12 protein-coding genes and 1 pseudogene are annotated in these 13,459 nt (G+C 69.9%); 3 read left to right on the forward strand and 10 right to left on the reverse strand.

Translation table 11 applies throughout. From position 1 onward, the window contains the following. Positions 1 to 14 precede the first annotated feature (14 nt). Positions 15 to 515, forward strand: a complete 501-nt coding sequence (locus tag AB0O44_RS14060; protein WP_364138352.1) for a DUF456 domain-containing protein — start codon at positions 15 to 17, stop codon at positions 513 to 515. Positions 516 to 539: 24 nt separating this feature from the next. Here the strand turns inward: AB0O44_RS14060 and AB0O44_RS14065 are convergent, their stop codons facing one another. Beyond that, positions 540 to 998 carry an Lrp/AsnC family transcriptional regulator gene (locus AB0O44_RS14065; protein ID WP_364138467.1) on the reverse strand — a complete coding sequence of 153 codons (459 nt, stop codon included), beginning with the start codon at positions 996 to 998 and terminating at the stop codon, positions 540 to 542. 328 nt (positions 999 to 1,326) lie between these two features. On the opposite strand from AB0O44_RS14065, the gene gluQRS reads away from it, so the two are divergent. Together gluQRS and AB0O44_RS14075 are read left to right on the forward strand one after the other, a co-directional pair. Further along, positions 1,327 to 2,217 carry a tRNA glutamyl-Q(34) synthetase GluQRS gene (gene gluQRS, locus AB0O44_RS14070; RefSeq protein ID WP_364138355.1) on the forward strand — a complete coding sequence of 297 codons (891 nt, stop codon included), beginning with the start codon at positions 1,327 to 1,329 and terminating at the stop codon, positions 2,215 to 2,217. Between the two features lie 9 nt (positions 2,218 to 2,226). Then, positions 2,227 to 2,772, forward strand: a complete 546-nt coding sequence (locus tag AB0O44_RS14075; protein ID WP_364138358.1) for an HD domain-containing protein — start codon at positions 2,227 to 2,229, stop codon at positions 2,770 to 2,772. Here AB0O44_RS14075 and AB0O44_RS14080 read toward each other — a convergent pair. From AB0O44_RS14080 to AB0O44_RS14120, 9 genes and pseudogenes are all read right to left on the reverse strand, one after another. Continuing rightward, positions 2,769 to 4,088, reverse strand: a complete 1,320-nt coding sequence (locus AB0O44_RS14080; protein WP_290257249.1) for a GNAT family N-acetyltransferase — start codon at positions 4,086 to 4,088, stop codon at positions 2,769 to 2,771. The two genes, AB0O44_RS14075 and AB0O44_RS14080, sit on opposite strands and share 4 nt — an antisense overlap. Before the next feature lie 66 nt (positions 4,089 to 4,154). Beyond that, positions 4,155 to 5,708 (reverse strand): amino acid permease, encoded by a 1,554-nt coding sequence (locus AB0O44_RS14085; RefSeq protein WP_364138361.1) that lies wholly within the window; start codon positions 5,706 to 5,708, stop codon positions 4,155 to 4,157. 29 nt (positions 5,709 to 5,737) lie between these two features. Next, positions 5,738 to 7,150, reverse strand: a complete 1,413-nt coding sequence (locus AB0O44_RS14090) for an aspartate ammonia-lyase (RefSeq protein WP_290257251.1) — start codon at positions 7,148 to 7,150, stop codon at positions 5,738 to 5,740. 8 nt (positions 7,151 to 7,158) lie between these two features. Then, the gene (locus tag AB0O44_RS14095; RefSeq protein ID WP_364138364.1) at positions 7,159 to 8,202 is read right to left on the reverse strand and encodes an asparaginase; all 1,044 of its coding nucleotides are present in this window, start codon (positions 8,200 to 8,202) and stop codon (positions 7,159 to 7,161) included. Positions 8,203 to 8,250: 48 nt separating this feature from the next. Beyond that, complete coding sequence (locus tag AB0O44_RS14100) at positions 8,251 to 8,958, reverse strand: FadR/GntR family transcriptional regulator (RefSeq protein ID WP_364138367.1); 708 nt, start codon at positions 8,956 to 8,958, stop codon at positions 8,251 to 8,253. 74 nt (positions 8,959 to 9,032) lie between these two features. Continuing rightward, the gene (locus tag AB0O44_RS14105; protein WP_364138370.1) at positions 9,033 to 9,995 is read right to left on the reverse strand and encodes an L-lactate dehydrogenase; all 963 of its coding nucleotides are present in this window, start codon (positions 9,993 to 9,995) and stop codon (positions 9,033 to 9,035) included. A 27-nt stretch (positions 9,996 to 10,022) separates the two neighbouring features. Beyond that, complete coding sequence (locus AB0O44_RS14110; protein WP_364138373.1) at positions 10,023 to 10,766, reverse strand: SDR family oxidoreductase; 744 nt, start codon at positions 10,764 to 10,766, stop codon at positions 10,023 to 10,025. 114 nt (positions 10,767 to 10,880) lie between these two features. Continuing rightward, positions 10,881 to 11,498 (reverse strand): uracil-DNA glycosylase, encoded by a 618-nt coding sequence (locus tag AB0O44_RS14115; RefSeq protein WP_364138376.1) that lies wholly within the window; start codon positions 11,496 to 11,498, stop codon positions 10,881 to 10,883. Between the two features lie 404 nt (positions 11,499 to 11,902). Beyond that, positions 11,903 to 13,415 (reverse strand): annotated as a pseudogene (locus tag AB0O44_RS14120) (DUF222 domain-containing protein). Between the last annotated feature and the right edge of the window lie 44 nt (positions 13,416 to 13,459).

Raw genomic sequence — 13,459 nt, forward strand, 5'->3', positions numbered from 1 at the left:
CCTAGACTGGGCAGGTGTTCGCCGAAACGCTCGTCACCGTCCTGTGCGGCCTGGCCATCCTGACCGGGGTGGCGGGCATCGTCATCCCGGTCCTGCCGGGCAGCATCCTGATTGCCCTCAGCCTGCTCGCCTGGGCCTTCTGGGGCGGGGCGGGCACCACGGGCTGGGTGGTCCTGGCCGTGGGCGGGGTGTTCGTGCTGGCCGGCATGGCCGCGGGCGCGGTGCTGACGGGCCGGAAGCTCAAGCAGCACAGCATCCCCGGCCGTTCGGTGGTTACCGGGTTGGTGTTCGGCGTCGTGGGCATGTTCCTGATCCCCGCCGTGGGGCTCTTCGTCGGGTTCGCCGCGGGCCTGCTGCTGAGCGAGCTGCACCGCACCCGCGCCTGGCGCACCGCCGCGGCGTCCAGTTGGGCGGCCCTGAAGGCCACGGGCCTGGGCATGCTGGCCGAGTTCGGCCTCGCCTGCCTGGCCGCCAGCACCTGGGTAATCGGCGTCTGGACCGCCGCTGTCGCCTAGCGGCTTGGCGGTAGGTCCGGGGTCCTAGTCGGCGAGCAGTCCGGTGGTCCGGTAGGGGATGACCTCGCGCAGGAACATGCTGGTGGAGGTCCGGACGATGCCGGGGCAGAGCCGGATCTCCTCGGAGACCCGGTAGAGGTCGTCCGGGCTGGTGGCGACCACCCGGATCAGCAGGTCGGTATCCCCGGCGGGGGCGTGGCATTCGAGGATCTCGGGGATGTTCCGCAGCGCGGCGATCGCCTCGTTCAGGCGGCTCTGGTCCAGTTCGGCGCTCACCGCCGCCGCCACGCCGCGGCCCAGGGCGGCGGGGAGGACCCGGCTGCTGTTGGCGCGCAGGGCGCCCGAGGCGGTCATCCGCTCAAGCCGCGACTGCACGGTCCCGCGGGCCAGGCCCAGTTTCTGCGCCAGCAGCATGATTGGCATCCGGGGTTCCTCGTCGAGGGCCAGGAGGATCCGCCGGTCCGTTCCGTCGAGCTGCTGCAATCTGACCACTCCCTGCTAGATGTTTGGGTCCGCCTTGGTCAGTCTGATCAATGCCACCGGCGTCCGTTGCATCAACTGTAGGGCTTCTGCTCAAATGGTGGCAACAAAAGGAACGCCGGCCACCGCCGGAACCCAATGGCTGCAGATCTCCCGGCACACCTCCCGGACTCTGGATCCGGCTCCCGCAAGGAGCCTGCCGCTGATTGACTCTTGTTCACACCCTGGTCATTCCGCACATCCTGGCAAGAGCCCCTGAGCCCCCGACGTCGGTTCCCCGAAGTCATCGGTGGCTGAGGGGCTCTTGTGCTGTCCGGCATAGGCTTGACCCATGGATCCCGCCGGCCGCTTCGCCCCCAGCCCCTCGGGAGAGCTGCACGCCGGCAACCTCCGCACCGCCCTCCTCGCCTGGCTCTTCGCCCGCTCCTCCGGCCGCCGCTTCCTGCTGCGCGTGGAGGACCTGGACCGGGCGCGCTCCGGCGCCGAGTACGCGCAGTTGCGCGACCTGGCCGCGATCGGCCTGACCTGGGACGGCCCCGTCGTCCGCCAGGCCGACCGGGAGCCGCTCTACGCCGCCGCGATCGACCGGCTGACCGCTGCGGGCCTGACCTACGAGTGTTTCTGCACCCGGCGCGAAATCCAGGAGGCGCCGTCGGCCCCGCACGCGCCGCAGGGCGCCTACCCGGGGACCTGCCGGAACCTGAAGGAGGCCGAACGTGAGGCCAGGCGCGCCCGCCGGCCCGCCGCGATCCGGCTGAGGGCCGCCGTCACCGAGGGCACCATCCGGGACCGGTTGCTGGGGAGTTTCACCGGCGTCGTGGACGACTTCGTGCTCCGCCGCGCCGACGGGGTCACCGCCTACAACCTCGCCGTCGTGGTGGACGACGGCGAACAGGGCATCGACCAGGTGGTCCGGGGAGATGACCTGCTGCCCTCCACGCCGCGCCAAGCCTACCTGGCCGGCCTGTTGAATATTCCCTTGCCGGAATATGCGCACGTGCCGCTGGTGCTGAACGCCGACGGCGCCCGGCTGGCCAAGCGCGACGGCGCCGTCACCTTGTCGGACCTCGACGCCGTCGGGGTCACCGCGGACCGGGTCCGGGACCTGCTCCTGGCCTCGCTCGGGCTGCCGCCCGGCCCGCTCGGGAATGCCCTGGCGGCCTTCGACCCGGCCGCGCTGCCGCAGGAGCCCTGGGTATGGCCCGGGATGACGGACGAGTAGGCTGAACCCATGCCCGAAACAGAGCCTTCCGCCCCGCGTTTCACCGTCGAGACGGCCAGGGTCCTCGCCGAAGCGGCCCACAACCGGCAAAAGGACAAACTGAAACGGCCCTACCGCGAGCACGTGCTGGCGGTCGGCGACGCGCTGGCCGACTTCGACGAGGACATCCAGATCGCCGGCTACCTTCACGACATCGCAGAGGACACCCCGATCACCCGGCAGGCGCTGCTGGAGATGGGCGTCTCCGAGCGGGCCGTGGACATCATCGAGCGGGTCACGAAGCGGCTGCAGGACAACCCGGACGACTACCAGTCAGGCATCCGCGCGATCGCGGAACACCACGACGCCACGCTGGTCAAGATCGCGGACAACGCCCACAACTCGCTGCCGGAACGGGTGCAGGCCCTGGCCGAGAAGTGGCCGGACAAGCCGCCGGTGACCCGGTACGCCGAGGCGCGTCCCGTCCTCTACGCCGCCGTTCTCGTTGAGGAGACCCGCAAGATCCTGGCGCGGATCAATCCCTGGCTGCTGGCGGAACTCGAAGGGGACGCCTAGACCCGGCCCAGCAGGTCGATATCCTCCAGGAACTCCTGCTGCACCTCGGCGCTGACGGTGGTCCGGGTGTCCGCGATCGCGTCGAGATAGTCCTGGGTGGCCGGCCCCCGCCGCACCGCGCTTCCCGCCGGGGCGCCGGAACCGGGCGCTCCGCCGTCGCCCTCCCCATAGACCGCGTTCTCCAGGGCGCGCTGCGAGGCGCTCCGGGCGGCGTATTCGATGTCCGCGGGGGAGAAGCCCTCCGTGCGCTCCACCAGCAGCTCGATGTCGACGTCGTCCACCACCGCTGCGGGAATGAAGCGCTGCCACATCGCCTCGCGGGCCTGCCGGTCCGGGAGGCCGATGGGGATGACGTAGTCGAACCGGCCGTGGCGCAGGAACGCCGAATCCAGGGCGCGGATGAAGTTGGTGGCACAGACCAGCAGGCGGCCCGGCTGCTCGCGGAAGGCCGGGATGATCTTCAGCAGCTCGTTGGTCACGCCCTGCAGCGGCGACGGCGGATCCCCGGCGCGCTGGGAGGCGATTTCCTCCACCTCGTCGATGAAGACCACGGCGTGTTCCAGCTCCGCGATCTCCAGGAACGTCTCCCGCAGCGCGCCGGCCAGGCCCAGCGGGTCCGCGGCCAGCCGGGACGGGAAGACCTCCACGAAGGGCCACTCCAGCCGGGACGCGATCGCCTTGGCGAAGGTGGTCTTGCCGGTGCCGGGCGGGCCGAAGAGGACGACGGCCCGCGGCGGGACCACCCCGAACTCGTCGGCCAGCTCGGCCTCCGCCAGCGGCAGCACCAGCCGCCGCTCCAGGAGTTCCTTCTCGTTGCGCATCCCGGCGACGTTCTCCCAGAGGTCCCGCGCCAGGATCCGGCCGCCCAGCTGGCTCAGCGGCTCCAGCTCCTGGCGCTGGACCGGGATCCGGCGCTCGAAGTACCGGAGGTTCTTCTTCAGCACGAACCCGCGGCCCAGGAACGCCTCCACCCGGGTCTCGGACTCCGGCATGAGCGCGGAGAGCTTGTTCAGCCCGTGCGGGGCCATCCGGTTTTCCACCGCGGCCAGCAGCGAGGTGCCGATGCCGCGGCCGCGGTACTCGGGCAGGGTGGCCAGGAAGACGATCCAGCCCTGGTCGTGGGCGGCGCGGCCGACGGCGGCGCCCACCACCTGCTCGCCCTGCACCGCCACCACCGCGTGATCCTTTTCGCAGGAGGCGAGGACCTCGGAGAGGGCGTAGACCGGCTCGACGTTCGAGGCCTTGAGCGTCTCCCACAGGTGCAGGATCCCGTCCAGGTCCGCGGAGTGGAAGTCCCGGATGCGCCAGCTGGTCATGTGTCTCTCCCGGTGGATCGTCTTTGAGCCCGAAGGAATGCCTGGTCCGAGCTTAGGCGATCCGGCTTAGACGCTCCCGCCGCCGGCGCCCGGACCCGGCCGGTTCGCCACCAGCGGGGCGGGGCCGGTGAAGCCGTCACGCACCGCGGCGATCTCCAGGATGCGATGCTTGCAGAGGCGCCAGCCGAGCATCAGGAGCGGGATGATGACCACCAGGGAGGCGATGGTCCACGTGCCCACGGGCGAGTCGAAAGCCATCAGGACCAGGACGGCCAGCAGGAACGCCAGGGTGATCCAGCCGGTGACGGGCGCGCCGGGCATCCGGAAGGAGGGGCGGAGGAGTTCGCCGCGGGCCGCGAGTTTCGCCAGCTGCATCTGGCAGAGCACGATCATGCCCCAGGTGCTGATGATGCCCAGCGACGCGACGTTCAGGACGATCTCGAAGGCCTCGGCCGGGACCACGGCGTTGAGGATGACTCCGAGGACGGCCACGCCGGCGGTCAGGGCGATGCCGCCGTAGGGCACGCCTGCTTTGTTCATCCGGGCGGCGAACTTCGGGGCCGAGCCGGAGACGGACATGGAGCGCATGATCCGGCCGGTCGAGTAGAGGCCGGCATTGAGGGAGGAGAGCGCGGCGGTGAGGACCACCAGGTTCATGATGGCGTCCACGCCGTCGACGCCGATGGAGCCGAAGAACGTCACGAAGGGGCTCTCGCCGGCCTTGTAGGCGTTGAAGGGCAGCAGCAGGGAGAGCAGGATCAGCGAGCCGACATAGAACACCGCGATCCGCACGATCACCGTGTTGATGGCCCGGGGCATGATCTTCTCCGGGTTCTCGGTCTCGCCGGCGGCGGTGCCGATCAGCTCGATGGAGGCATAGGCGAAGACGACGCCCTGCATCACCACGACGGCGGGCAGCAGCCCGTTCGGGAAGAATCCGCCGTTGTCCGCGATCAAGGTGAAGCCCACCTCGTGGCCGGGGACCGGGGTGCCGAAGATGACGAAGTAGATCCCGACCAGCAGGAAGGAGACCAGGGCCACCACCTTGATCAGGGCGAACCAGAACTCCATCTCACCGAAGACCTTGACGCTGATCAGGTTCAAGCCCAGGACCAGGATCAGAGCCGCCAGGGCCCAGGTCCACTGCGGCACGTCGGCGATCGGCGCCCAGTACTTCTTGAAGAAGTTCATGTAGAGCGCGACGGCGGTGATGTCCACGATGGCGGTCATCGCCCAGTTCAGCCAGTACAGCCAGCCGGTGACGAAGGCGGCCTTCTCGCCGAAGAATTCGCGGGCGTAGGAGACGAAGGATCCCGAGGAGGGCCGGTGCATGACCAGTTCGCCGAGGGCGCGCAGGATCATGAAGGCGAAGAAGCCGCAGACGGCGTAGCTGATGATCAGGGCGGGTCCGGCCGCGGCGAGTCGGCCGCCGGCGCCCATGAACAGGCCGGTGCCGATCGCGCCGCCGATCGCGATCATCTGGACCTGACGGGGTTTGAGGCTCTTGTGGTAGCCCTGGTCCTCGGCATGCAGGGCCGCCTCGGTGGCGTGGGCGTGCTGCGGGATGGTGTGGTCCGTGACCGTGGGCTGGGGCGAGCGTGCTGTTCCGGGAGATGACATGGGGGGTCCTTATGGGGATTCGGGGGACGCTATTTGCTCAGGTTGGCCAGGCGCTGCGGGCTGAGGAGGTCGGCGAGCTGCTCGGCGGTGAGCAGTCCGTGTTCGAGGACCAGTTCCGCGACTCCCTTGCCGGTGGCGAGGGCTTCCTGTGCGATGGCCGTGGCGGTGGCATACCCCAGGTGCGGGTTCAGTGCGGTGACCAGGCCGATTGACTGCTCCACGGTGAGGCGGAGCCGTTCGGTGTTGGCGGTGATGCCCCGGACGCAGCGCGCCGTGAGGGTGCGGCAGGCGGCTTCCAGGTGCGAGATGCTCTTGTGGAGGCTGTGGACGATGATCGGTTCGAAGGCGTTCAGCTGCAGCTGGCCGGCCTCGGCGGCCATGGTGATGGTGACGTCGTTGCCGATCACCTCGTAGGCGACCTGGCTGACCACCTCCGGGATGACCGGGTTGATCTTGCCGGGCATGATCGAGGAGCCGGACTGCACGGCGGGAAGGTTGATCTCGCCCAGGCCTGCGCGGGGTCCGGAGGAGAGCAGGCGGAGGTCGTTGCAGATCTTGGACAGCTTCACGGCCACCCGCTTGAGCACCCCGGAGAGGTGCACGAACGCGCCCACATCCTGGGTGGCCTCGATCAGGTCGACGGCGGTGACCAGCGGCAGGCCGGTGATCCGGGCGAGGTGCCGGCAGGCGGCCTCGGCGTAGCCGGCCGGGGCGTTCAGCCCGGTGCCGATCGCGGTGGCGCCGAGGTTGATCTCGTGGATCAGCAGGTCCGCCTCGGCCAGCCGGAGCCGGTCCTCGCCGATGGTGACGGCGTAGGTGCCGAACTCCTGGCCCAGGGTCATCGGGACGGCGTCCTGAAGCTGGGTGCGGCCCATCTTGACGACCGTGCGGAACTCCATGGCCTTCGCGGCGAACGCGTCCTCGAGTTCGGTGAGGGCCTCAAGCAGTTCCCGGGCGGCGAAGATGGTGCCGAGCTTCACCGCGGTGGGGTACACGTCATTGGTGGACTGGCTGAGGTTGACGTGGTCGTTGGGGTGAAGCTGCCCGTAGTCGCCCTTGGGGTAGCCCAGGATTTCCAGCGCCCGGTTGGCGATCACCTCGTTGGCGTTCATGTTCGACGACGTTCCGGCGCCGCCCTGGATGACGTCGACGACGAACTGCTCGCTGAGCTTGCCGCTCATGACGTCGGTGCAGGCCTCCTCGATGGCGTCCGCGCGGCGGGCGTCCAGCAGGCCCAGCTCGTGGTTGGCGCGGGCGGCGGCCAGTTTCACGGCGGCGAGTCCCCGGACCAGGTACATGTTCGAGGACAGCGGCTGGCCCGTGATGGGAAAGTTCTCGACGGCGCGCAGGGTGTGGACGCCCCAGTAGGCGTCGGCGGGGACGTCCCGGTCGCCCAGGAGGTCGTGTTCCGAGCGGAAGTCTGCGGTGGCAGGGGTGGTCATGGCGTTCCTTAGCGTGCGTCGGTGCTGGGGGTGATGGAGGAGAGGAAGTCGGTGGCCTGGAGCAGCCCCACGGGGTGGCCGCCGCCGAGGACGGGTGCCGTGGCGAGGCCGGACAGGGTCTCCGCGTCGAGGCCCAGGGCCGTCAGGATCCGGACGGTGACGGGCATCCGGGCGCGGTCGCCGCCGTCGGAGATCTTCACGGCGACGCCGCGGCCGTCCGGCAGGCCAACGAGCTGGACGCCCTCGAAGCCGTCCTTGGCCACCAGCCCGGGAACCAGGCGCATCAGGGCTGTGACGTCCCGGTCCCGGCCCGCCACCATCTCCGGGTGGAGGCGCATCGCGTCGGCCACGGCGGCCTCGGCTGTGTCGCTTTCAGCGGTGCCGGTCCCGGCGGCGATCCGCCCGAAGGCGCGGGCCATGCCGCCGAGAGTCAGGGCGAACAGCGGGGTGCCACAGCCGTCGGTGGAGGTCCGTTCCGGTTCCTGGCCGGTCAGGTCCGCCACGGTCCGGGCCACCTGCTGCTGCAGCGGGTGGGCGGGGTCGAGGTAGCCGGCCACGGGCCAGCCGTTGATCACGCAGGTGGCGGCCATCGCGGCGTGCTTGCCGGAGCAGTTCTGGGCCAGCTGGGTGGCGGTGCCGCCGGCGCGGAGCCATTTCTCGCGCTCGCGGACGCCGTAGGGCAGGTCGGTGCTGTTTTCCAGCGCGTCCGGGCCGAGTCCGTGCAGTTCCAGGATGCGCAGCGCGCCGTCGCGGTGCTCGGGGCCGCCGGAGTGGCTGGCCGCGGCGAGGGCCAGGAGGTCGGCCGGGAGTTCGAGGCCGGCGCGGACCATGGCCACCGCCTGGAGCGGCTTCAGGGCCGACCGGGGGTAGAACGGGGCCTGCGGGTCGCCGGCGGAGAGCACCAGGGAACCGTCGGCCGCGGTGGCCGCCGCCGAGCCGTAGTGGATGCTTTCCACCAGCCCGTCGCGGGTCTGGGCCGCCAGGGCGGCGTGCTGCGGCAGGCCGGCCGGGTCCAGGCGGTCCGGGGCGAGGGCGGGGGAAGGCAAAGTCATGGTGTCCTTTGGATCGGGTGGGCGTGGGTGGTGCCCGGTGGTGGCCGCTTAGGCGGCGCTGGTGGGGTGCAGGATGGAGGCGAGGGCCTCGCCGACGGCGTGCAGGTGCTGGCTCATGGCCAACCGGGCGGTCGCGGCGTCGCCGGCCTCGATGGCGGCGAGGATCTTCCGGTGTTCATCGTTGGAGGCGTGCTGGCGGTCGGCCACCATGTTCAGGGTTTCCGACTGGGAGGCAAGGGCCTCGCGGATCTCCGCGACGACGTTCTCGAAGACCTTGTTCCGGCTGGCCTTGGCGATCAGGGCGTGGAAGTTCGAGTCCAGCCCCACCCATACCTCGGGATCGTCCTCGCCGGCCATCTCGGCGACGATGTCCCGCATGGTTTCCAGCTCTTCGGCGGAGCGCCGTTCCGCGGCCAGGCCGGCGGCGGGGACCTCGATGTGGGGCCGGGCCTCGGTCAGGTCCAGGGCCGAGTACTGGCCGAGGACCAGGTCCGTGGCCACGCGGTCCGCGACCACGAAGGTGCCGCGCCCGGTGCGGGTCACGGTCAGGCCCAGGGCGGTGCAGGAGCGCAGGGCTTCCCGGACCACGGAACGGCTGACGCCGTACTGCTGGGCGAGGGTGGCCTCGGAGCTGAGTTTCGCGCCGACGGGGAGTTTCCCGGATTCGATATCCGAGCGGAGGACGTTGAAGACGGCTTCGGCGGCGCTAAGGCGGGCGAGAGGCTGTCCAGCTGTCCGGCTGTCTGACAGGTTCACACTTCAAATATGGCAGGGGTCACATCGGGCTGTCAATACGCGGGGCCGGATGACGAGGGATCTGCGGCGGGACCCTAGATCCCCAGGGAAGCCAGGCTCTGCCGCAGCGTCTCGGCGCTGTGGTGCAGCGAGGCGATCTCGCCGTCGTCCATGGGCGTCTCCAGCACCGTCCGCACGCCGCCGCGGCCCACGACGCTGGGCAGGGAGAGGGCGACGCCGGTGATGCCGTGCTGGCCGTCCAGCACCGTGGAGACGGGCAAGACCGCGTTCTCGGCGCGGAGCAGGGCCTCGACGATCCGGGCGCCGGAGAGCCCGATCGCGTAGTTCGTGGCGCCCTTCCCGGCGATCACCTTGTAGGCGGCCTGGGTCACCTCGCGGGCGGTGCCGGCGAGGGAGGCGTCGGTGAAGACGCGGGCGCCGTCGACCGTCCACTCCCGGATGGGAACCGGCCCGATTGTGGCGCCGGACCAGACCGGGAACTCGGTGTCCCCGTGTTCGCCCACCATGCTGGCGTGGACGCTGCTGACGGAGACGCCCGCCCGGTGCGCCAGCAGCCACCGCAGCCGGGAGGTGTCCAGCACGGTGCCGGAGGAGAAAATGCGCGACGACGGCAGGCCCGTGATCTTCCGGGCCGCGGCCGTGAGCACGTCGCAGGGATTGGTCACCAGGACGTAGACGGCGTCCGGGGCGTGGTCGATGAGCCGGGGCATGAGCTGCTCGAGGATCCGGACGTTGGTTCCGGCGAGGTCCAGCCGGGTCTGGCCCGGCGACTGCTTCGCCCCGGCGGTGATGACCACGACGTCGGCGCCGGCCACCGCGGCGATGTCCCCGCCGCCGTCGACCGTGACGGCCGCGGCCGAAAACTGGGTGCCATGGGCCAGGTCCAGGACCTCCGCCTCGGCCTTCGCGGGGTTGACGTCGTAGAGCGCGACGTGGCTGGCCGAGCCCCGGATCAGGGCGGCATAGGCCAGCGAGGTGCCGACGCTGCCGGCGCCGACGACGGCGAGTTTGGTGCCGGAGCGCGCTGTGCCGGACATTGCTGCCGGGGGCGTTGCCATGGGCGGTCAGCCGGCCGGGGTGACGACGGTGCCGGCGGTCTCGCCGCCGTCGATGACGAACTCGGCGCCGGTGACGTAGGAGGACTCGTCGCCGGCCAAATAGACGGCCAGGTCCGCCACCTCCACGGGCTCGCCGATCCGGTGCAGGGCGACGTGCCCGGTGTCGAAAGTCAGGCCGTCGGTCATGGGGGTCCGGACCACGCCCGGATGGATCGAGTTGACCCGGGTGCCGTCGCGGCCGAGGTCCAGGGCGGCGGCCTTGGTCAGGCCGCGGACGCCGAACTTGGCGGCGGTATAGCCCGGGAGGTTCTCGTAGCCGCGGATCCCGGCGATCGAGGAGACGTTGATGATCGCGGAGCTGCCGGACCGGGCGAGGGCCGGGGCGGCTGCCTTGATGCCGTTGAAGACGCCGGTGAGGTTGACGTCGATGATGCGGGCCCACTGCTCGTGCGGGTATCCGTCGATGCGGCCGAAGTTCACGATGCCGGCATTGTTGACCAGGATGCTGAGGCCGCCGAAGGCGGTGACGGCCTGATTTACGGCGGCGTCCCAGTCTTCGGGCCGGGTCACGTCGAGGTGGACGTACCGAAGGCGCTCGCCGAGTTCGGCTGCCAGCGCGGCGCCGTCGTCGTCAAGGACATCCCCGACGATGGCGCTGGCGCCCTCCTCGAGGAAGCGCCGGGCCATGGCCGCGCCGATGCCGCGGGCGCCACCGCTGATCAGGGCCACCTTGCCGTCCAACCGTCCCATCGCGCACCCGCCCTTCCGGCGCCGTCCGGCCGCCACTGTGGACCGGCCCCGCGGCCGGCCCTCCCAGCTTGCCCGCCGGGGACGGGACGGGGGAGGGCCGTTGTGCCCGGGGGATTAGAGGTGCTGGATGCCCGCCCGCTGCATGGCGTCCTTGTAGACCGCGACGTTCTTGGCGAGCAGTTCCTCCTGCTTGGCCGGTGAGACGGCGAAGGCGCGCCCGCCGAGGGCGGTGGCCTTGTAGATCTTGACGCCGCGGTTCTTCAACGAGGAATGGTAGGTCTTCTCGAAGAGGGTGAGGAAGGAGTGGGCGTCGGCGCCGTGGGCGATGACGGCTGAGGCGCGCTTGTTGATCTTCATGAACTGGCGGAACGGGCGGAGGCCGTCGGTCTTTTCCTGGACGTTGAGCGCCGTGGGAAGGCCGGGGTCGCGGACCCAGGGGTAGGCGTTCCAGGGCATGACGTAGCGGGGGTCGAGTTCCACGGCTTCGTAGATGGACGTGGCGCGCTGGGCGGCCTCATCGTCGTTGAAGTGGGAGAGGAACCCCGATTCGCAGCCCTTGCCGGGCGAGATATGGAGGCTAACGATCCGGCATTCGTCCTCGTCATGGACGGGATCGATATAGGGGACCACCGAGCCTGGCTTCTTCTCCCTGAGCTCGTCACAGAGCTGGGTGACGGCGGCGATGTTTGGTTCCTGCAGCAGGGTCTTCTTCTCGTCCCAGTCAATCGTCACGATTTCTCCCTCAGCGCTTGGCGTCCAGAATCAGGCGTCTCTGTCCACTCTACGCCGCTAGGCTGGGAGCCATTTCCCGGGGCCGAGCAAGAGGCCACGGACCCCTAGGCCCCGGGCTCGACGACGGCGTACGCTTTAAGTGCCTGCAGGTAACCATCTGATTTTCACGGGCCGTTCAGGGCATTTCGATTCCCGGGCCAGCTCATAGCGAGATCGCGAAGGTACCTGCAGGTTCTGCGTTTAAGGGGTGCTTTCCCCGGGCCGGGGTACCTCACGCGGCTGCCGGTTGCCGGTGTCCGGTCAGGCACCGCGCGCTCGACTCCGCCGGGCACCCGCACCAGGTTCCGCCGCCCACCCGACTTTGGCCGAGCCCGCGAGGCAGCCTGCGCCAGGCTCGTTGCAGCTCAAGCCGGCACCTTTTTCTTCCGGCCGAGCCGTCGTGTCCTCATTCGGTGACGCTCCGCCCTCACCTCCGGTGCTGCCGGAGACCGCAATCCGTAGGCATAGTCCGGTTCTACCTCCGTTGCTTGTTCCGATTGGTCCCACGTTCCACTCCTCGTTGCGCTGCCGGGAAGACGAGGCGCAACTGCGGTGTAGGTGTGACCTGTGGGCGTGGTGAGTTCGAGGGTGTGGCGCGTAGCCGGAGGGGGAGTGTCGCCGAGCTTGCCTCTCTGGTTCGCTCCGGGTCCGGCGGCTGGTAGGGCTCTGCTTAATGTCGCGGTCCGGTTTCTTGGTCCAACTCGGGTGACCGATTCTGTCCTATCCACGGGACGGGCGGTCCAGCCGGGGGTTTCTTTGGTGTGGTTGCAGGCTTCGCAGAGTCCGGCGCCGTTGACTGTTGTGGTTTCCCCGCCGCGGTACCCACGGGACGATATGGTCCAGGTGTCGGATGGGTGCGTCGCAATAGGGGGTGCGGCAGGTGTTGTCGCGGATTTCGATGAACCGGCGCAGGCCCGTGGGGAATAGCCGGGCCCGGGAGTCCATGCCGGTCAGTTCGCCGGTGGTGGGAGCGGTGTAGAGCCGCCGGAGCCAGGTTGTGAATTCTGGATTGTCGCCTTTGCCGGCCACGAGTTTCCTGGCCCACCCGGCCGGGACGATCCCGTAGCCGGCGAGCCGGGCCGGTTCGTTGTCCCCGGCCAGGAGGGTCCGGTCGGTCATAACGAGTTGGACTTCGATGCCGGTGATCCCGCCAGAGGTCCCGGTGACCCGTTCGACCAAAGCATCCGCCATCAACTGGCCTCGGGATCTGGTGTCTCCGGTGGCGCGGGCGGTGTCGGCGTGCCGGGTCAGGGCGGCGGAGGCGGCCACTCCTGCGGCGACGGGGAGCAGAGCGGTGAGGTAGCACATGGTGTCCGGGGCCGGTCGGAGACTGACACTGCGTTCGGTTTCGGCGTGGGCTGCCCGTTGGGTGACGGAGCGCGGGTCGTGCCGGTACGCGGCGGCCTTGGCGGCGGAGATGATGGCCCGGTCTCCGGCGCCGTCGAAAGTCCCGGTTTCGGCGGCGAGTTCCTCGTCCACCGCGCCACGGTCGGCGGCGTCCAGGCAGGCGGTCTCACGGACCAACAGTGTGGCACGCCACTCGTTCAGGCGCCCGATTTCGAGGGCGGCCAGGGTGCGCGGCATCTCCGTCACCAACGCCCGCGCCAGACCCAGCAGACGTGAGCCTTTGACCGGGGATTCCCGCCGCGCCAACGCAACCTCCGCCCCCACCCCGGTGCCGAGCTGGTCCGCCGGCAAGCCAAGAGCGGCCTGTTCCCGCCGCCGGACCAGATCCAGCGCCACCGCCAGTCGTGCCTGCCGGGCGGAGATCGCCGACTTCCGGTCCTCCAGCGCACGGAGCTCATCGATGATCGCCGCCGCATCTCCCACCAGGTCCGCGGCGACCACATTCTCGAAAAGCTTCCGACTGCCTTCCATGAACCCATTCAATCGGAGGGGTCTGACATTTAAAGGCAGAACGC

It is taken from the genome of Arthrobacter sp. NPDC080082, assembly GCF_040686595.1.
GTDB lineage: Bacteria > Actinomycetota > Actinomycetes > Actinomycetales > Micrococcaceae > Arthrobacter.

What these genes read in the sequence shown, in the direction of transcription:
- gluQRS (WP_364138355.1), top strand. Translation starts at nt 1,327, where the DNA reads ATGGATCCCGCCGGCCGCTTCGCCCCCAGCCCCTCGGGAGAGCTGCAC.
- AB0O44_RS14075 (WP_364138358.1), top strand. Translation starts at nt 2,227, where the DNA reads ATGCCCGAAACAGAGCCTTCCGCCCCGCGTTTCACCGTCGAGACGGCC.
- AB0O44_RS14080 (WP_290257249.1), bottom strand. Translation starts at nt 4,088, where the DNA reads ATGACCAGCTGGCGCATCCGGGACTTCCACTCCGCGGACCTGGACGGG.
- AB0O44_RS14085 (WP_364138361.1), bottom strand. Translation starts at nt 5,708, where the DNA reads ATGTCATCTCCCGGAACAGCACGCTCGCCCCAGCCCACGGTCACGGAC.
- AB0O44_RS14110 (WP_364138373.1), bottom strand. Translation starts at nt 10,766, where the DNA reads ATGGGACGGTTGGACGGCAAGGTGGCCCTGATCAGCGGTGGCGCCCGC.
- AB0O44_RS14095 (WP_364138364.1), bottom strand. Translation starts at nt 8,202, where the DNA reads ATGACTTTGCCTTCCCCCGCCCTCGCCCCGGACCGCCTGGACCCGGCC.
- AB0O44_RS14105 (WP_364138370.1), bottom strand. Translation starts at nt 9,995, where the DNA reads ATGTCCGGCACAGCGCGCTCCGGCACCAAACTCGCCGTCGTCGGCGCC.
- AB0O44_RS14090 (WP_290257251.1), bottom strand. Translation starts at nt 7,150, where the DNA reads ATGACCACCCCTGCCACCGCAGACTTCCGCTCGGAACACGACCTCCTG.